Consider the following 17,567-nt stretch of genomic DNA (forward strand, 5'->3'; position numbering starts at 1 on the left):
GTTCGGCGAGCGCTTCGACGCTTGAGTATCTGAAACCGCATGGACCGGGCCAGATACACAGAGGTCAGGACACTCCCATGTGGCCGGCACTGCGGCATCCCTGATCGGAACGATCACGACCGTGATCGGCACGCTTATCGGTTTTATGATCGGGCAGTCCTTTGACGACACGATCGTCCCCCTCGCTGTGGGGTATCTGTCATGTGGCGTGCTAACCCTCGTCGTCCTGCTGGTGACCGAGAGCGGACAACTTTTCCGTCGCACGGCCTAAAAATATGGAACGATATTGCATCACCGGACGTTCGGTCCCTTAAACGCAAAGTTGCACGCAGACACCGGAAAGACAGCACCACATGAGTTTCATCGCGCGCGCGGCACTTTTCCTGCTGCTCAGCTTCTTCGTCATGCAACCGGCCAACGCACAGGTCATTCCGGGATTGGGCTCCGGCACAGCATCCGAGGAAAGCTCGGCGGAGGATCCCGCGCAAGAGCCGGACGTCGTAAGCGGACAAGTCGATGCGTTGGTGGATTTGCTGCGCAATCCCGGTGTTCTGGACGCGCTGACCGAACGGCTGGCAGCCTCCGAAGCGCCGGTTGAGGTGACCCCGGCACCCGTCGAAAACGATCCCCCCGCTTCCTTTGGCCGTCGCATCGCCAATGTCACAACCGACGCGGCCGAGGATGTCGCGCGATCCGCAAATCGTCTGTGGCTGGGCATCAGCCGCCTGCCGACCATCATCGAACGGTCCCTGGGGGCATTCGACCAGCTGGTGCTGATGACGGCGCTGACCGAACTGGCGCTGGTCGTGGTCATAACCTACGCCGTGTTCCTGACGCTGCGCTATCTGGGGCGGCGCTACGATCTGCGGATCGCACGCCGGGTAAACGAAGCGAACGGGGCCGTCCTGTTCGCATTCGCCCTGCTGGCATCGTTCAAGGATCTGGTGATCGCCATCGTCGCGGGGGCGGCGGGATATGGGCTGCTGCTCGTCTTTACCCGCAACAGCGGCGGTATCGGAGAAACCCAGGCGCTGTACCTGAACGCCTTCCTGCTGGTCGAAGCCACCAAGATCCTCATTCGCACGGTTCTGTCGCCCCGCGTTTCCGCCCTGCGACTGGTCCGCTTGCCGGACCGGGGCGCGGTAATTCTGGCGCGATGGCTGACCGTCTGCACGACGATATTGGGATACGGCCTGATGCTGGTGGTCCCGCTGGTGAACGTGAACGCATCCGTTCTGGCCGGCAGCGCGACGGGAACCGTGATCTCCATCGCGGTGGTGCTCAGCGCGCTGGTGATGGTGTTGTATCACCGAAAGGCCATTACGGCGTGGCTGATACCTCGAAACGCCTCGCGCCGCGGGATCGTCCGGGTGCTGATCTCTCTCTGGATCGTACCGACGGTCATCTACCTGCTGGGGCTGCTGGCCATCGTGGCGACACGTCCGGGGGGCATTCTGGTGCCGCTGTTGCAAAGCACGGCCATCATTCTGGGTGCAATCATCCTGGCGATGATCACGCTTCAGTTCCTGACCGGAGCCATCGCGCGCGGCGTAAGGCTGCCGGAAAGCTGGAAGATGCGGTTTCCCTTGCTGGAACGTCGCCTGAATTCCTTTGTGCCCAAGATCCTGTGGGTGCTGCGATTTGTCCTCTTCATCGTAGTCATCGGTGTCATTCTGAGCGTCCTTGGCGTCTTTGATTTCAGGGCGTGGGCCAGCAGTGATCTGGGCGCGATGGTGCTGTCCAGCGGCTTCAGCGTCCTGTTGATCACCATCGTGGCGTTCGCGATCTGGCTTCTCCTCAGCTCGTGGGTGGAGTTTCGCCTGAACCCCGATTTCGGCAAGGCGGCGACCGCGCGTGAGCAGACCCTGCTGACATTGCTGCGCAACGCCGCGACCATCGCGTTGCTGATCATCACCGCGATGATCGTGTTGAGCGAGCTGGGCCTCAATATCGGGCCGCTGCTTGCCTCCGCCGGGGTTCTGGGTCTGGCCATCGGTTTCGGTGCGCAAAAGATGGTGCAGGACATCATCACCGGCGTGTTCATCCAGTTCGAGAATGCGATCAATGTGGGCGACGTCATCAGTGTAGGTGGCATCACCGGCGCGGTGGAGCGGTTGACCGTCCGCTCCGTCTCGCTGCGCGATCTGCACGGTGTGTTCCACATCATACCGTTCTCCTCCGTCGATCTGGTATCGAACTACATGCGCGAATTCTCGTTCTACGTCTGTGACATGGGCATCGCCTACCGTGAGGATATCGACGACGCCAAGCTCGCGATGCACGATGCCTTCGAGGAGTTGAAGCGTGAGGAAGCCGGTCGCGACATTCTGGGCGATCTGGAATGGTTTGGTCTCAACAGCTTCGGTGACAGCGCGATTGTCGTACGCGCGCGGATCAAGACCCTGCCCGGCCAGCAATGGGGCATCGGACGCGCTTACAACCTGATCCTCAAACGGATGTTCGACGAACGCTCCATCGAGATTCCGTTCCCGCATCAGACGATCTATTTCGGTGAGGACAAGCAGGGCAAGGCGCCCCCGATGCGCGTGCTCAGCGAACAGGTTCAGGCCGCGCGCGAAACCCCAAAGCCGGAGGAGTTCGAGCGCCGCGAAACCGAACGGCCCGAAACCACGGTCGAGAACGATCCGCACAAGCACATGCCCGAATCCTACGAAACCCCCGATGGCGGGGACGCACCCCGATAGGTGCTCTGCCGGCGCGGCTGGCCGCCTCAGGCCGCCTGCCGCGCCCGGCGGTCACGCCGTACCGTCACCACGAAGCTGAACACGAAGACCGCCGTCAGCAGCAGAATGATCGTCGGCGCGGGGGCCGAATCCAACCAGAAGCTGAGATAGACCCCCGCCACGGCAGCAACCACGGACACCACCGTCGCGATGATCAGCATCGCGCCGAAGCGGCGCGTCCACAAAAAGGCGATGGCGCCCGGTGCGATCAGCAATCCGATGGCGAGGATTATGCCGATGGCCGTCAGGGCGCTGACCACGCTCAGCGATATCATCGCCAGCAATCCGTAGTGCAGCCACCGCACCTTCAGCCCAATCGCCTGCGCATGGGCAGGGTCGAAGATCAGCGCCATCAGGTCGCTGCGCAGCAGCAGCAGTGCCAGCGTGATCCCCACAGCGACCGAACCGGTCCAGACGATGTCGCGCCACCCGATGCCCAGCATGTCACCGAACAGGATGTGATCCAGATGCAGGTTGGACGGCACCGCCGCGAACAGCACGATGCCCAGACCGAACATGCCGGAAAACACGATGCCCATCACCGTGTCCTCCTTCAACCGGCTGTTGAGGTTCAGCCAGCCTGTCGAGACGGCACAGAACATTCCCGCCAGAAACGCTCCGATGGCCAGCGGAATGCCCGCCACATAGGCCAGCACGATCCCCGGCAGGACGGCGTGCGAAATCGCGTCGCCCATCAAAGACCAGCCGCGCAGCACCAGAAAACAGCTCAGCAACGCCATGGGGATCGCGATCAGTATCGAAATCGCAAAGGCACGCTGCATGAAGTCGAATACGAAGGGTGTCGTCCAGTCCATCATGCGGCCCCTGTCCGTCGTGCCCGGCGCTTCGCCGCCAGAATGCCATGCTTGGGTGCGAACACGAACGCCGCCAGAAAGATCAGCGTTTGCAGGCACACGATGATGCCGCCCGTCGCACCGTCCAGAAAGAAGCTGAGATACGCGCCGAGAAAGCTGGACCCCGCGCCGATTGAGATGGCGATCACGATGACGCGCGACATCCGGTCGGACAGCAGATAGGCCGTCGCCCCCGGCGTCACCACCATCGCGATCACCAGAAACGCGCCCACAGTCTGCATCGCCGCCACCGTGGAGGCCGCCAGCAGCGTGAAGAACAGCACGCGCAAGCCCTGCGTCGGCAACCCGATGGAGCGTGCATGCGCCTCATCAAAGAAGGTCAACAGCAGGTCGCGCCACTTCACGATCAGCACCAGCATCGTCACGGCCCCGATGATCGCCAGTTGCAGCGTATCGGCGGGCGTGATCGCCAGAACGTTGCCCATCACGATGGTCTGCACGTTCACGCTGGTCGGGTTGAGTGAGACCATGAACAGTCCCAACCCGAAGAAGCTGGTAAAGATCAGCCCGATCACCGCATCCGCCTTGAGCCGGGTGCGGGCCTGCAGGAACAGGATCGCCACCGCCGCCAGTCCACCGGACAGGAACGCGCCCACCGCGAAAGGCAATCCCAGCATGTAGGCCCCCGCCACTCCGGGCACGATGGCATGGCTCAACGCGTCACCGATAAGGGACCAGCCCTTGAGCATCAGGAACGCGCTGAGAAAGGCACAGATCGCCCCGACAAGGGCACTGACCCACATTGCGTTGACCATATAGCCATAGGTAAACGGCTCAAGAAGCATCGTCGTCCCGTTCCCCATAGATCACGAAAGGCCGCTCATCGTCGGAAATCACCGTGACGTGACGCGCATCGTCATCGTCATGGTGCAGGTCCGCGCCGCCCAGAACGAAGTGCCGCAGCACCCCGCCAAAGGCCATTTGCAGGTTCTCGGCGGTAAAGACCTCCTCCGTCGGGCCCTCGGCCAGAACTGTCTTGTTGATCAGAACGGTCCGGTCGCAGAATTCCGGTACGGAGCCGAGATTGTGGGTCGAGACCAGCATCACCCGCCCCTCGTCACGCAATTCGCGCATCAGGGCGACGATCTGCTCCTCGGTCGTGACGTCCACGCCGGTGAACGGTTCGTCCAGCAGGATGATCTGCCCCTCCTGCGCCAACGCGCGGGCAAGGAAGACCCGCTTTTTCTGTCCACCGGACAGTTCCCCGATCTGACGCTTGGCGAAATCCGTCATGCCGACGCGGGCCAGCGCGTCGCGCACGGCCTCACGATCCACGGCCTTGGGGATGCGCAGCCAGTTCATGCGGCCGTATCGGCCCATCATCACCACATCCTCGACCAATACGGGGAAGTCCCAGTCCACCTCCTCCGCCTGCGGCACATAGGCCACCAGATTGCGTTTCAGCGCCGCATCGCGGGAGCCGCCGAACATGGTGACAGACCCGTCCGAGACGGGGACAAACCCCATCAAGGCCTTGAACAGAGTTGATTTTCCCGAGCCGTTCACCCCGACAAGTGCGGTGATCGAGCCCTTGGGAATCTCGAAACTGGCATCGTGCAATGCGGTGTGGCCATTGCGGTACGTGACCGTCAGGTCCGCCACGCTGAGGCCGGGGCTGACGACGTCCTTCATTGCGTTAACCCCACGGCAATCGTCTGAGTGGTGACGCGCAGCAGGTCCAGATAGGTGGGCACAGGGCCGTCCGCCTCGCTCAGGCTATCGACATACAGCACCCCGGCATAGTCCGCGCCGGTTTCCCGCGCGATCTGACGCGCCTGATCGTCAGGGACCGTGCTTTCGGAGAAGACGGCCCCGATATTGTGCTCCCGCACCGCGTCGATAACCTGCCGGACCTGCTGCGGGGTGCCCTGCTGATCCGCGTTGATCGGCCAGATATACAGCTCCTTCAGATCGAAATCGCGGGCCAGATAGCTGAACGCGCCCTCGGATGTGACCAACCAGCGACGGTCCTGCGGCACGTCGGCCAGGCTGTCACGGATCGGCTGCACCATGGCGTCGATCTGGGCCATGTAGGCCTCGGCGTTGGCGATATAGCTCTCGGCATTGTCGGGGTCATGCGTGACCAGCGCATCGCGTATATTCGCGACATAGATCTTCGCATTGTCCGGCGACATCCACGCGTGGGGGTTGGGCAACCCTGCATAAGGACCGGACCCGATGCCGACAGGTTCCACCCCTTCGCTGACAGTCGCCTGGGGAATCTCACCAATATTGCGAAAGAACCGCTCGAACCATTGTTCCAGGTTCAGCCCGTTCCACAGGATCAGATCGGCGTCCTGCGCGGCCATAATGTCGCGCGGTGTCGGCTGGTAATAATGCACCTCCGCCCCCGGTCGCGTTATGCTGCGCACCTCCGCTGCATCCCCCGCCACGTTGCGCGCCATGTCTGCGATGATGGTGAACGTCGTCACGACCTTGAAATCCTGCGCCTGGGCCAAGGCAGGAAACATCAGGGCGACGATCAATGTCAGACGGGTAAGCATGTAATCCTCCAGTGGGTTCGATGGAAAGCTATGGCGTTGCCCGGTCTTGTCAATGCAAATGCGACTTATTCTCATTAAGACTTGCTGTTGCGACGCAAATGCTGCTTATTGCGAAACATGAACGAGCTTTCGCGATATGAACGACAGATCAAGCAGGCCGGCCTGCGCTTGACGGCGCCGCGCCGAATCATCCTGCGCATTCTGGAACAGAGCGGTGACCACCCCGACGCGGCGGAGATTTTCCAGCGCGCGGCCAAGATGGATGCCAGAATCTCACTCGCCACAATCTATCGCACCATGAAGGTTCTGGAGGAGACCGGCGCGGTTGAGCGTCATGCCTTTCAGGGCGGCCCTGCCCGGTTCGAGCAGGCCGACCGCGAACATCACGATCACCTGATCGACATCGAAACCGGTGCGGTGGTCGAATTCACCTCACCCCGGATCGAGGAATTGCAGCGCGCCATAGCCGAGGAGCTGGGCTATGAGATCGTCGATCACCGGTTGGAGCTGTACGGGCGCAAGATGACATGAGGATCGTCGGCGGTGAATTTCGCGGACGCGCGCTGGCGGCGCTGGGAAAGGGCGACGTGGCCGCGCATTTGCGCCCCACCACCGACCGCGTGCGTGAGACGCTGTTCAACATCCTGCGCGCCTATGACCTGCCCCAGGGGGCGCGGGTGCTGGATCTGTTTGCCGGAACCGGCGCGCTGGGGCTGGAGGCGCTGTCACGCGGGGCCGTGCATCTGACGGCGGTCGATAACGGCGCGAAGGCATCCTCGCTGCTGCGGCGCAACGTTGAGGTGCTGGGCGTCGCGGATCGTACGCGCATTATCAGGCGGGACGCACGAAAGCTGTTCGTGACCGACACGCCGAACGACCTGATCTTCCTCGACCCGCCCTATGGCAGGTCTATGGGCAGCGCAGCCCTGACCAGCGCCCTGGATGGCGGCTGGATCGCGCCCGACGCCCTGATCGTGTGGGAGGAAGCCACCCCGCAACCCGTGCCTGCCCCTCTGCGTGAGGTTGAGCGGCGCAGCTTCGGCGATACCTCGGTGCAGTTTCTGACGCCTGGTTAGGCCAGTCCGACGATGTTCATCGGCGCGTCGGTGCTCCACCCCGGCGGCACGGTCCGCTCGAATTTCGGCAGACGCTCGATCTTCTGCTCCCAATTCTTCAATGCCGGATTCTGCATCATGTCGTGCAATTCGGACGGCTCCAGATGATCCAGCGACCGGCGCATCCACTGGATACCGGGATACAGCACGATATCGGCGGCGGAGATCTTGTTGCCACCCAGCCAGGGCATCAGGCGCAGACGATGCAGGATCGTTGCAAATTCCCGAACACCGATCTGCATCGCCCCGGCCAGATCGGCGGCCCGTGTTTTCTGTTCGCCGGTGAAGGCGATTGTCGCCAAGGTGACCATCGCGCCACGCAGGTGATTTTCGTAATCCATGATCCATTGCCAGATCACCCCGGCCTCGGTCGCGCTGCGTCCGAACAACGGCGGCTCCGGCTTAACCCGGTCCAGATAGGCCAGGATCGCCAGAGATTCGCGCACAGGCCCGTCCGGCGTCATCAGAACCGGCACCTGGCCGCGCGGGTTGATTTGCAGAAAGGACGGATCGGACATTTCGGCGCTGCCCGGATCGAACCTGGTTTCGGTGTAGCGGATTTTCTTGAGGTTGAGCGCCAGCATGACCCGCCAGACAGAGGGTACACCGCTGAGCCAGTAAAGGTGATACGCCATGTCTTGCCCCTCGTTTCGTCTAGCGGCCCCAATGGGCGCGCCTCTGTCGAGACATTCGCGTCCTGGAAGACCGAAATTCTCATGATGCTCCTCGCCCGGAAATGCGCGCTGTAACCGTTGCGCATTGTCCTGGGAGGAAAGTGGTGGGGGGGACAGGATTCGAACCTGTGTAGGGTTTCCCCGACGGAGTTACAGTCCGTTGCATTTGACCGCTCTGCCACCCCCCCGACGCGATCGTCTCTAGGTGACGTGGCGGGTGGATACCGGGGGGGGTGGGGCGCGTCAACACGAAATGCGCAAACCTTTACGCGGTGGGCGCACAGGACTATGCAAAACAGGACTATGCAAACAGGCCTGTGCAAGACGGGCCATGCAAACAGGCCTGTGCAAAGCGGCCCTCTGCAAAGACGAGACCGGAACGGAGAGACCATGGCAGGCCAGGCAGACAAGAAACCCAAATGGGTCGTCGCAAAGGAACGCAGCCGCAACGGCCAGCCGGACACCGTCTGGCTGTTCGGCCTTCATGCCGTGCGCGATGCCCTGCGCAACCCGAACCGCCAGAAATTGCGGTTGATGGTGACCAAGAACGCCGCCGACCGGTTGGGCGATGCGTTGAGCATGGGGCCAGAGCCCGAAATCGTCGATCCGCGCAAATTCGACGCTCCCCTCGATCCGCAATCGGTGCATCAAGGGGCCGCGATGGAGGTCAAACCCCTCGACTGGGGGTCGGTCAGTGAGCGTTGCGCCTCAGGCGATGGCGCGCCCTTGGTGGTGCTGCTGGACCGGGTGACCGACCCGCACAATGTCGGCGCCGTGCTGCGCTCGGCCGAGGTGTTCGGCGCACGGGCCGTCATCGCGCCGCACCGTCATTCCGCACCTGAAACGGGAGCCCTGGCCAAGACGGCCTCCGGCGCGTTGGAGCGTCAGCCCTATCTGCGGGTTCCCAATCTGGCCAATGCCATGACAGCCCTGCGCGAAATGGGGTATTTCATCATGGGGCTGGACGGAGAGGCGGAGCACACGCTGCCCGGAACCCTTGCCGAACTGCCCAACGTGCCGATCGCCCTCGCCCTGGGGGCGGAGGGGCCGGGTCTGCGCGACAAGACGAAGGAAACCTGTCACCGGCTGGTGAAGATCCCGTTCGCAGGCGAATTCGGCTCTCTCAACGTCTCCAACGCGGCGGCGGTATCGCTGTATGCGACACAGACACATATGAACCGCTAGGGGTCGCTTCGGTCTCCACCAACCCCACGATATGCAGCATTGTGGATGCTACGTTGCACCCTCACCAACCGCCCCGATGACATCTGACCGGCGAACCTCGGCAGGCAGAGAATCACCCTAGGGTTGTGTGGCATGAAGAAGGCGGGATCGTGGTATTTCCGTGGCAAAGCACCGTATCGAATCGCACAAATCTGACCCAAGCCATTGAACTATAATTGTTTTATACGACACTCCCAAGGCGAGGTATGGCTTAGCGTTGAGGGAATCCCGTGCTACACTCTAATCTGGAGGGGGGTGTGAACGGCCCCCGGTTTTCTCCACTACTGTCCCTCGTTCCCACCTCACGCCCGGAGCGCTGCTTCGGGCGTTTTTTTGTGACGGATCGCGGCTGCGGGACTATCGTGGGGATATGACCTATTCCGATGAGATGATGAAAACCGTCCTGCAACGCACACGGACGATCGCGTGTGTGGGCGTTTCGCTGAATGAGGTGCGGCCCTCCTACTTCGTGGCGCGATACCTCAAGCTGAAGGGCTTCGACGTGCATGGGGTGAACCCGGCTTACGCGGGTCAGACCGCCTTTGGTCATACAATCGTGCCTAGCCTGGCCGATCTGCCAGCCGAAACCCGTATCGACATGGTCGATGTCTTTCGTCGATCCGATCAGGCGGGCGCCGTGGTGGACGAGGCGCTGGAGGTCCTGGCCGAGCGGGGTCTGTCGACGATCTGGATGCAGATCGGTGTCGAGGATGCCGCCGCAGCCGCACGCGCGCAGGCACAGGGCATCACCGTCATCATGAACCGCTGTCCCAAGATCGAATACCAACGTCTGTTTGGCGAATTGCGGTGGGGCGGCTTCGCCACCGGGGTCATCTCGTCGAAGCGTTGATCGCGTCAGACGGCGGCCACGGCGCCCTTCATTCCAAAATTCCAAAATCGTATTTTGCCAGAAATGTGCAAAACCGGATGCGTTTTGCGACACGCGCAATTAGGGTTCGCGAAAACAACGGGGAGATTCCGAGATGACCGATACCGCACCCACCTATTCCTTCGAGACGCTGCAAATCCATGCGGGTTCTAAACCCGATCCCGAAACGGGTGCCCGGCAGACGCCGATCTATCAGAACACCGGCTACGTGTTTCGCGATACCGATCACGCGGCGGCCCTGTTCAACCTTCAGGAAGTCGGCTTCATCTATTCGCGCCTGACCAACCCCACCGTCTCCGTCTTGCAGGAGCGGGTGGCCACGCTGGAGGGCGGCGTCGGCGCGACCGCCTGCTCATCCGGTCATGCGGCGCAGATCCTGGCGCTGCTGCCGCTGATGGGTCCGGGCGACAACATCGTCGTCTCCACCCGCCTTTATGGCGGCACGGTCACGCAATTCTCGCAGACCATCAAGCGGTTCGGATGGGAGGCGAAGTTCGTCGATTTTGACGATCGCGGTGCCGTCAGCAGGGCCTGCACCAAGAAGACCAAGGCGATTTTCTGCGAATCCATCGCCAATCCCGGCGGTCACGTCACCGACCTGCCCGCCATTGCCAAGATCGCGGAGCGCAAGGGCGTGCCCCTGATCGTGGACAACACCACCGCCACCCCTTATCTGTGCCGCCCGTTCGAGCATGGCGCGCATATCGTCGTACATTCGACGACGAAATACCTCAGCGGCAACGGCACATCCATGGGCGGGATCGTCGTGGATTCGGGCAACTTCGACTGGTCTGCCTCGGAAAAATTCCCCAGCCTCAGCCAGCCGGAACCCGCCTATCACGGCCTGAAATTTCATGAGACGTTCGGCCCCCTCGCCTACACGCTGCACGGTCATGCGGTCGGTCTGCGCGATCTGGGGCCGTGCCAGTCGCCGCAAAACGCCTTCCAGACCCTGCTGGGAATTGAGACGTTGAGCCTGCGGATGGAGCGTCACTGCGAAAACGCCAAGAAAATCGCCGAGTGGTTGGAAAACGACGACCGTATCGAGAGTGTCAGCTATGCCGGGCTGAAATCTTCACCCGTATACCGCCGCGCGCGCAAGCTATGCCCCAAGGGCGCATCCGGCCTGTTTACGTTCAAGGTAAAGGGCGGGTACGAGGCGTGCCGCAAGCTGGTCGAGGCGCTGAACATCTTCAGCCACGTCGCGAATCTGGGCGACACCCGCAGCCTGATCATCCATTCCGCATCCACCACGCACCGGCAGCTGTCACCCGAGCAGCAGGAGGCAGCGGGCGCCGGGCCGGACATGGTGCGTGTCTCCATCGGTCTGGAAAATGTCGATGACCTGATCGCGGATCTGGATCAGGGGCTGAAGGCCGCGTTGGCCTGAGCACGGCACGGATAGGAAACCGCGCGCCCCGGACGCTTCGGGGCGCGCGCCTGTCGCATCACTCGATGGCGAACACGACGTTGACGCGGGCGTTCAGACCGACCTCGCCCTCCGCAATCGGAACGGACATGTCCGATGCCATTCGCGCCATTGCCATTTCCGGCTGCGGGCGCGAGACGCCCCCGGCTTCGTCTATGCTGATAACAGGTCCCAGCGTCGCACCGGCGGCTTCGACATATAGCCGCGCGCGCGTCATCGCGTCCTCCACCGCTTCGCGACGTGCCTCCTCCATCAATGCGTCGGTATCGGACAGGCCGAAGCTGATGCCGTTGATCCGGTTCGCGCCAGCCACGGTCACACCGTCCAGAACGTCGCCCAGCGTGGGCAGCTTGGTCACGCGGATCAGCAGGGTGTTGGTCGCCTCGTACCCGACGATGCGCGGCCCCTGACCATTGCGCACCTCCGTATGATCATAGACCGGTTGCAGGTTCAGCCCCGAGGTCTGCCTGTCCGCCCCTTCGATCCCGGCAGTGTCCAGCACGTCGAACAAGGCCTGCATCGCGCGGGTGTTCGCCCGCAGAGCATCGGTGGCGGTCTGACCCTGCTCGCTGACGCCGACCGTTATGGTGGCAAGATCGGGTGCTGCCGTGACCTCACCCACTCCCGAAACGGTCACACGCCGTTCCGGCATGTCCTGTGCGACAGAGGCGGACCCGGCGGCCAGCCCCAGCAACATCACGGGAACAATCATCAAACGGCGCATGGCTCACTCCTTGAAACATCTGAAACTGTTCTGGCATGTAGGGTGCGCGCGATACCGAACCAACTGCGACTGGCGATCTTGACCGGTCGCGCCTAGATACTGAGCAAGCAGCAGGAGAGAGACGTGCAATCAGGCGGTTTGACATCGACGCTAAGGATCGCTTTCGCGGCAATCGTGATCGCGACGGGCGCACATGCGCACGCGACTGCGGATTTTCCTGCGCCCGCCTCCTCAACCGTCAGGCCCGCGCCCACAGTCAGCATGGATCTTCCGCTGCACGGCCATCTGTCGCGCAATGTATCCCCGGTCGCGGGTCTTCGAGTTGCACAGGCCGGCGAACAGACAAGTGGAGCGGTGGAGACCTCCATGCCGCCCCGGCCCCGGCCGAGCGGCATCAACATGTCCGGGCTGGTGGGTGAGAATTCGATCATCGGTGAACCGGTTGCGGTCGATCAGACCGGCACCATCGTTCGCCCGCGCCCCCGTGCGATCGTCGCGACCGACATCACCGATCGCGCCGTCGTCGAACAACTGCCTGACATCGATGCTCCGATCGACGTGGTCAGCGAACCGGCCAGCGACATCCTGCGCCCCCGCCCCCGGCCCGAGGGGTTCGGGCGGGAAATCCGCTCTATCGTCACCCAGCAACAGATCCAGCGCGTGCAGGAGGAGAACGAAAGCACGCCCGCCACGGCGACCGTGCGCAACGCGGCAAACGATGACGACCGGATTTCGCTGGACCGCATCACCCTGATCGGCGTGTTCGGTACAGAGGAAACACGCCGCGCCCTTCTGCGGATGCCCAATGGCGATTTCCAGCCCATTGCCCGTGGCACGCTCGTGGATGGCTGGCGTGTCCTGACGATTGATCGCGACACGGTGCGCATTGGTCGAAACTCCGAGGTGCTGATCCTCGAAATGCCCTGATCAACGCCCCTCGCGCCAGCTTTGCCATGCTTCTGGCGTGTCCAGATCGGTGGTCGCGGCCTGAGCGTCCAGCGCGACCTCGACCAGATATTCCTTCGCCTCTCGCAGCAGATCGCGCGCGCCGCGGTCGCCCTCCAACCGGGAGAGGCTCTCGAAAAAGCGGGCGCCGAACAGGATGGGATGCCCCGGTGTGCCGTCCTCATCGGTCGCGCGCACGATCTCCCGTCCGTCGGCAGGGCTGAAGGCTGCGATCAGCCGGTCGATATGAGCGGATGTGATATCGGGCATGTCGGCCAGCATGACGATCACCGCGTCCGCATCGGTTCTGCGTGCGGCGAGCCCGGCACGGATCGACGCGGCCATCCCCTCACCCGGATCGGCGACCTTCACGATCTGCGCGCCCCTGTTCGCGACGCTGTCCTGTCGGGGGGAGGCGGGCGGCAACATGACGTGCACCCGGTCGGCCGAACTGGCCACCGCCTGACCCACAACACGAGCCAGCAATGCCTCCCCCTCAACCTGTTCCAGCAACTTGTCGCGCCCGCGCATCCGACTGGAGGTTCCGGCGGCGAGGATCAGAACCTCCACCCTCGGTTTGCGCGATGATGCTTTGCGATCGCGCGGTTGTGGACGTGTCGGAATCTCCTTGAGCAATCCGCCGACGCCCATCCCCGCGATGTCACCCCCGGTCACAGGCAGATCGGCGGCGAGACGCTCCAGAATCCAGTCGGCACCGTTCAGCGCAGGCGAACGTGCGCAACCGGGCAGGCCGACGACGCGCCGCGCGCCAATCTGCGCCAGGAACAGCAGGTTGCCCGGATCGACCGGCATTCCGAACCGCTCGATCCGGCCCCCTGCGGCGATGACGGCGGCGGGGGCCACATCCGCACGGTCCGACGTGGCCGACCCACCGAGGATCAGCGCCAGTTCCGTTTCGCTTTGCCCCAGCGCATGTGCCAGCGCCTGAACCTCGTGTGGCAGGTGGTGAACCTCACCCGTCGTCAGCCCCAGCCGATCCAGCCGCCGGCGCACCGCCGCCTCGCCCTTGTCCAGCAGCGAAGGTTTCATGCCAGGGGTGGCTGTCAGAAAGAGGTCGATCCGTCGCGCGCGAAACGGATGCAGTGCCAGGGCGGGTTGGCCCAGACAGGCCTCTGCCGCAGCAACGACATCATCCGGCACCGCATAGGGAATGACCTTCACCGTGGCCAGCATGGTGCGTGCCTCGACCCGCGCGTAGTCGGGCAAGGTGGCGAGGGTGATCGCCTCATCCACCCCGTTCAGGGTATCGACGACAGCGCGATCCACGCGCAACAGGCCTGCCGTTTCGGCGTAAAGATTGACCCGCCCGGTAAAGGGCGACGCCACGCGCATATCCGGCCCCGCCATACGGGCCGCCACATTTTCCGCCGCACGGTCCTCGCCCATATCGGCATCGCCCAGGCGGGCCACCACCACGCGCCGAACGCCGGCCGTCGTCAGAGCCTCGATATCCGAGGGCGACAGTCTGCGCCCCTTGCGCAACCGCAGGGTTCCCGCGCTGACCGAATGGGCCAGTATCGCGCCTGCTGCCTCTGCGGTTTCCACCTCACCGAATTGCATGGATCACCTGCCGGGCCGTGTCTCGACCCGGCGCAACCGCTCGGTGATCTGGGCGAGGATGGAAACGGCGATCTCCGCCGGGCTTTTCGCGCCGATATCCGCCCCGACGGGGGCATGGATCCGGGATATCGCGTCGGGGCTGAACCCTGCCGCCTGCAGGCGGGTCACCCGCTTGGCATGGGTCCGTGTCGATCCCAGACACCCCAGATAGAACACATCCATTCCCAGGGCGGCCACGATAGCGGGGTCGTCCAGCTTGGGGTCGTGGGTCAGGGTCACGATCGCACTGCGGCCGTCCGGCCTTGCCTCTCTCAATGCATCATCCGGCCATTCATGTTTCAACTCGACCGTCGGAAACCGTTCGGTGGAGGCGAATGCCTCACGCGGGTCGATCACGGTAACGGCATAGCCCAGCATCTGCGCCATCTGGCTCAACGGTTGGGCGATGTGAACGGCCCCCACGATAAACAGGCGCAGGGGCGGGTTGTGCACCGCGATGAACCACTCCTCCCCCTCCACCGTGACGATGGCCGAACGGTCCGATGCGATCGCGTCACGGACATGCAGGCCCAGTGGCGTACCGGCAGACCCGTCCAGCAAGACCCGCGACCAGTCGTGCAGGCTGGTCACGCAGGTCAGCGCCCGGCCTGACGCGCGCGCCTCAACCAGAACGCGCAGCAAGGCCTCGTCCAGCCCGTTCTCACCTCCGACAGGTTCGACGAGGATGCGGATCGTGCCCCCGCAGGCCAGACCGACGGCGAACGCGTCGTCATCGCTGACGCCATATGTCAGAACGCGCGGCTGACCGTCCTCCAGCGCGGCGAGCGCTTCCTCCACCACCGCCCCCTCGACGCATCCACCAGAGACGGAGCCCATCATTTGCGCTTCATCCGAAATGACCAGTTGCGAGCCGACGGGGCGCGGCGCCGATCCCCATGTCTGGATCACGGTCGCCAAGGCGATACGCCGCCCCGATTGCACCCAATCGAGCGCAATCCGGGGAATCTCATCCAGATGCTGCGTCATCGCACGGACCTCCATCGTTTGCACCAACCGCATGCCTGCCAGCCAGCGCGCAAGCCGACGCAATACTATTGCCTGCCAGATAGATCATTTGAAACTTTCAATATCAATCGTTCGTAGCTTTCACATAGGGCGCAAACAGCGAGGGACTTCGAAATGAGCCGAATACGAACGCCATGCTGGCTGGGGACCGCACTTTTGACGGGGCAGGTCCCCGTTGAGGTCACGCCCGCGAATGCAGAGATTGTGCCCGGTTTGGAAACAGCGATATGCCCATTTCCACCCTTTTAGAGACCGCCGGTCACAGTCATATACGTCATCCCGATATAGTTGATTAAAGGTTCCATTATGTACCGTATTTTGAATACTGCCCTGATCGCAATTACGCTGATCGCCATGCCGATCGCCGCCCAGGCCGAAAACAGCCACCTTGGCGGTTTGACCGGGCTGAGCAGTGAGCAGCTGGCCGATATGACCCTTGAGGAAATCGCGCTGGTCATCCAGTCGCGCGGCGAAAAGTAAGCTCTGCCACGGGATCATCTGTCGGACATCATTCCCATCATCCGACGTTGTATCCCGGCATCCTCGGGCCGGGTCAACGCCTTGGACAGCTCCTCCAAAGATGCAATTGAATGTGCGGAACGAAAGCTGTCCACATGCGGCAGCAATGCCCGCACGCCCCGGGCCCTTGGCGCGAAACCATCGAAGCGCAGCAGCGGGTTCAGCCAGATCAGCTTGCGACTGGACAGGCGCAACCTTTCCGCCTCGCGCAGCAGTTGCGCAGGCTCCTCCCTGTCCAGGCCATCGGTGATCAGCAACACGACCGCCCCCTGCCCCAGCACGCGCCGCGACCAGTCGCGGTTGAAGGTATGCAGGGATGCCCCGATGCGTGTGCCGCCCTCCCAGTCCCGCGCCTCGGCCGCTGTTGCCGCCAGGGCCGCATCGACATCGCGGTGGCGCAGATGCCGTGTGATATTGGTCAGACGCGTGCCGAAGGTGAAGGCATGGACCTGCGCCCAACCGGCCCCCTTCTGATTGGCCGCCGCATGCAGGAAATGCAGCAACATCCGACTGTAGCCGGACATGGAGCCGGAGATATCGCACAGCGCCACCAGATTGGGCCACCGCTGCCGCCGCTCGCGCAAGTGCAGTTTTCGCAGGTCGCCGGACCGCATCGCGTCACGCATCGTTGCACGCCAATCCGGCAGGTGACCGCTGACCGCAGGGCGAGTCCTGCGTGAGGCGATGGGTTGTACCGGCAATTCCAGACGCGCGATGGCCCGGCGCGCCTCGGCCAGTTCGGCGGTGGTCATCTGCTCGAAATCCGTGTGGCGCAGCTTCTCATCGGCGGAGAAGGTCAGCGTGGCGTCGATCTCGATCAGTTCCTCCGATTCCTCCTGCTCGACCGGGGGCGGGGGCATGTCGGGCTCGTCCAGCAAGGCTTGCGCCGCCCGCCGTTCCGCCGGTTTCGGATCAGGTGCCTCGTTCACGCCGCGCACCATGGGCATCAGCATTTCCATCATCTTTTCGAGGAATTGCGGGTCGCGCCAGTACAACCGGAACACCTGCCCGAAAACATCGCGCTGCTCCGGCTTGCGCACGAAACAGGCGTGCAGCGTCCAGAAGAAATCCTCGCGGCGTGAAAAGCCTGCGGCCTCCACCGCGCGGATCGCGTCGAGCACTTGCGCAGGCCCGATCGGCAGACCCGCGCGGCGCAGTGCCCGCGCGAAATGCGTCAGGTTCTGGGCCAGCCTGGGGTTTTCCGGCAGGGGCAGGTCAGTGAACTCAACCACGCTTCGGCCTTTCTGATCGTGCAAATATCCCCGCGCAGCGCCGCGCG

At 63.1% G+C, this 17,567-nt stretch carries 18 protein-coding genes and 1 tRNA gene; 9 read left to right on the forward strand and 10 right to left on the reverse strand.

The window, feature by feature from the left end:
* Window positions 1-79 precede the first annotated feature (79 nt).
* Entirely contained in the window at window positions 80-271 is a 192-nt protein-coding gene (locus H1S03_RS09470; protein WP_185804223.1) for a hypothetical protein, read from the forward strand.
* A gap of 82 nt (window positions 272-353) precedes the next feature.
* A complete protein-coding gene (locus H1S03_RS09475; protein ID WP_185804224.1) occupies window positions 354-2,705 on the forward strand; it encodes a mechanosensitive ion channel domain-containing protein in 2,352 nt (783 codons plus the stop codon).
* Between the two features lie 26 nt (window positions 2,706-2,731).
* Here H1S03_RS09475 and H1S03_RS09480 read toward each other — a convergent pair whose 3' ends face one another.
* The 4 genes from H1S03_RS09480 to H1S03_RS09495 are packed head-to-tail and all read right to left on the reverse strand — an operon-like array spanning window position 2,732 to window position 6,123.
* Window positions 2,732-3,562 carry a metal ABC transporter permease gene (locus H1S03_RS09480; RefSeq protein ID WP_430700897.1) on the reverse strand — a complete coding sequence of 277 codons (831 nt, stop codon included), beginning with the start codon at window positions 3,560-3,562 and terminating at the stop codon, window positions 2,732-2,734.
* A complete protein-coding gene (locus H1S03_RS09485) occupies window positions 3,559-4,404 on the reverse strand; it encodes a metal ABC transporter permease (RefSeq protein ID WP_166187486.1) in 846 nt (281 codons plus the stop codon). The genes H1S03_RS09480 and H1S03_RS09485 overlap by 4 nt, the downstream gene beginning before the upstream one ends.
* Window positions 4,394-5,251, reverse strand: coding sequence for a manganese/iron ABC transporter ATP-binding protein (locus H1S03_RS09490; RefSeq protein ID WP_185804226.1), 858 nt, complete (start codon window positions 5,249-5,251; stop codon window positions 4,394-4,396). Before H1S03_RS09490 ends, H1S03_RS09485 begins: the two co-directional genes overlap by 11 nt.
* Window positions 5,248-6,123, reverse strand: a complete 876-nt coding sequence (locus tag H1S03_RS09495) for a metal ABC transporter substrate-binding protein (protein WP_185804227.1) — start codon at window positions 6,121-6,123, stop codon at window positions 5,248-5,250. The genes H1S03_RS09490 and H1S03_RS09495 overlap by 4 nt, the downstream gene beginning before the upstream one ends.
* A gap of 117 nt (window positions 6,124-6,240) precedes the next feature.
* Between H1S03_RS09495 and H1S03_RS09500 the strand changes: the two genes are divergently transcribed.
* Together H1S03_RS09500 and rsmD are read left to right on the forward strand one after the other, a co-directional pair.
* On the forward strand, window positions 6,241-6,654 hold the full coding sequence (locus H1S03_RS09500; protein ID WP_185804228.1) for a Fur family transcriptional regulator: 414 nt from the start codon (window positions 6,241-6,243) through the stop codon (window positions 6,652-6,654).
* Window positions 6,651-7,199: a 16S rRNA (guanine(966)-N(2))-methyltransferase RsmD gene (gene rsmD, locus H1S03_RS09505; RefSeq protein ID WP_185804229.1), complete on the forward strand. Its 549-nt coding sequence runs from the start codon at window positions 6,651-6,653 to the stop codon at window positions 7,197-7,199. The genes H1S03_RS09500 and rsmD overlap by 4 nt, the downstream gene beginning before the upstream one ends.
* Here rsmD and H1S03_RS09510 read toward each other — a convergent pair.
* Both H1S03_RS09510 and H1S03_RS09515 read right to left on the reverse strand, forming a co-directional pair.
* Entirely contained in the window at window positions 7,196-7,873 is a 678-nt protein-coding gene (locus tag H1S03_RS09510) for a glutathione S-transferase family protein (protein WP_185804230.1), read from the reverse strand. The genes rsmD and H1S03_RS09510 overlap by 4 nt on opposite strands.
* Window positions 7,874-8,014: 141 nt before the next feature.
* Window positions 8,015-8,100, reverse strand: a tRNA-Tyr gene (locus tag H1S03_RS09515).
* 202 nt (window positions 8,101-8,302) lie between these two features.
* Between H1S03_RS09515 and rlmB the strand changes: the two genes are divergently transcribed.
* The 3 genes from rlmB to H1S03_RS09530 all read left to right on the forward strand — a co-directional run bounded on the left by rlmB (window position 8,303) and on the right by H1S03_RS09530 (window position 11,415).
* Window positions 8,303-9,097, forward strand: a complete 795-nt coding sequence (gene rlmB / locus H1S03_RS09520; protein ID WP_185804231.1) for a 23S rRNA (guanosine(2251)-2'-O)-methyltransferase RlmB — start codon at window positions 8,303-8,305, stop codon at window positions 9,095-9,097.
* A 409-nt stretch (window positions 9,098-9,506) separates the two neighbouring features.
* Window positions 9,507-9,986: a CoA-binding protein gene (locus H1S03_RS09525; RefSeq protein ID WP_185804232.1), complete on the forward strand. Its 480-nt coding sequence runs from the start codon at window positions 9,507-9,509 to the stop codon at window positions 9,984-9,986.
* A 133-nt stretch (window positions 9,987-10,119) separates the two neighbouring features.
* Entirely contained in the window at window positions 10,120-11,415 is a 1,296-nt protein-coding gene (locus tag H1S03_RS09530; RefSeq protein WP_185804233.1) for an O-acetylhomoserine aminocarboxypropyltransferase/cysteine synthase family protein, read from the forward strand.
* 58 nt (window positions 11,416-11,473) lie between these two features.
* Here the strand turns inward: H1S03_RS09530 and H1S03_RS09535 are convergent, their stop codons facing one another.
* Window positions 11,474-12,178 (reverse strand): SIMPL domain-containing protein, encoded by a 705-nt coding sequence (locus tag H1S03_RS09535; RefSeq protein WP_185804234.1) that lies wholly within the window; start codon window positions 12,176-12,178, stop codon window positions 11,474-11,476.
* 261 nt (window positions 12,179-12,439) lie between these two features.
* Between H1S03_RS09535 and H1S03_RS09540 the strand changes: the two genes are divergently transcribed.
* Entirely contained in the window at window positions 12,440-13,105 is a 666-nt protein-coding gene (locus H1S03_RS09540) for a hypothetical protein (RefSeq protein ID WP_185804235.1), read from the forward strand.
* Here H1S03_RS09540 and H1S03_RS17720 read toward each other — a convergent pair whose 3' ends face one another.
* The gene (locus H1S03_RS17720; protein WP_185804236.1) at window positions 13,106-14,704 is read right to left on the reverse strand and encodes an NTP transferase domain-containing protein; all 1,599 of its coding nucleotides are present in this window, start codon (window positions 14,702-14,704) and stop codon (window positions 13,106-13,108) included. It abuts the gene before it with no gap.
* 3 nt (window positions 14,705-14,707) lie between these two features.
* A complete protein-coding gene (locus tag H1S03_RS09550) occupies window positions 14,708-15,763 on the reverse strand; it encodes an XdhC family protein (protein WP_430700898.1) in 1,056 nt (351 codons plus the stop codon).
* A 312-nt stretch (window positions 15,764-16,075) separates the two neighbouring features.
* On the opposite strand from H1S03_RS09550, the gene H1S03_RS09555 reads away from it, so the two are divergent.
* A complete protein-coding gene (locus H1S03_RS09555) occupies window positions 16,076-16,249 on the forward strand; it encodes a hypothetical protein (protein WP_166187515.1) in 174 nt (57 codons plus the stop codon).
* A gap of 14 nt (window positions 16,250-16,263) precedes the next feature.
* On the opposite strand, the gene H1S03_RS09560 is transcribed toward H1S03_RS09555, so the two are convergent.
* Window positions 16,264-17,520, reverse strand: a complete 1,257-nt coding sequence (locus H1S03_RS09560) for a VWA domain-containing protein (RefSeq protein ID WP_185804237.1) — start codon at window positions 17,518-17,520, stop codon at window positions 16,264-16,266.
* Window positions 17,521-17,567: the final 47 nt, after the last annotated feature.

The organism is Pontivivens nitratireducens (genome assembly GCF_014235845.1).
Classification (GTDB): Bacteria; Pseudomonadota; Alphaproteobacteria; order Rhodobacterales; family Rhodobacteraceae; genus Pontivivens; species Pontivivens nitratireducens.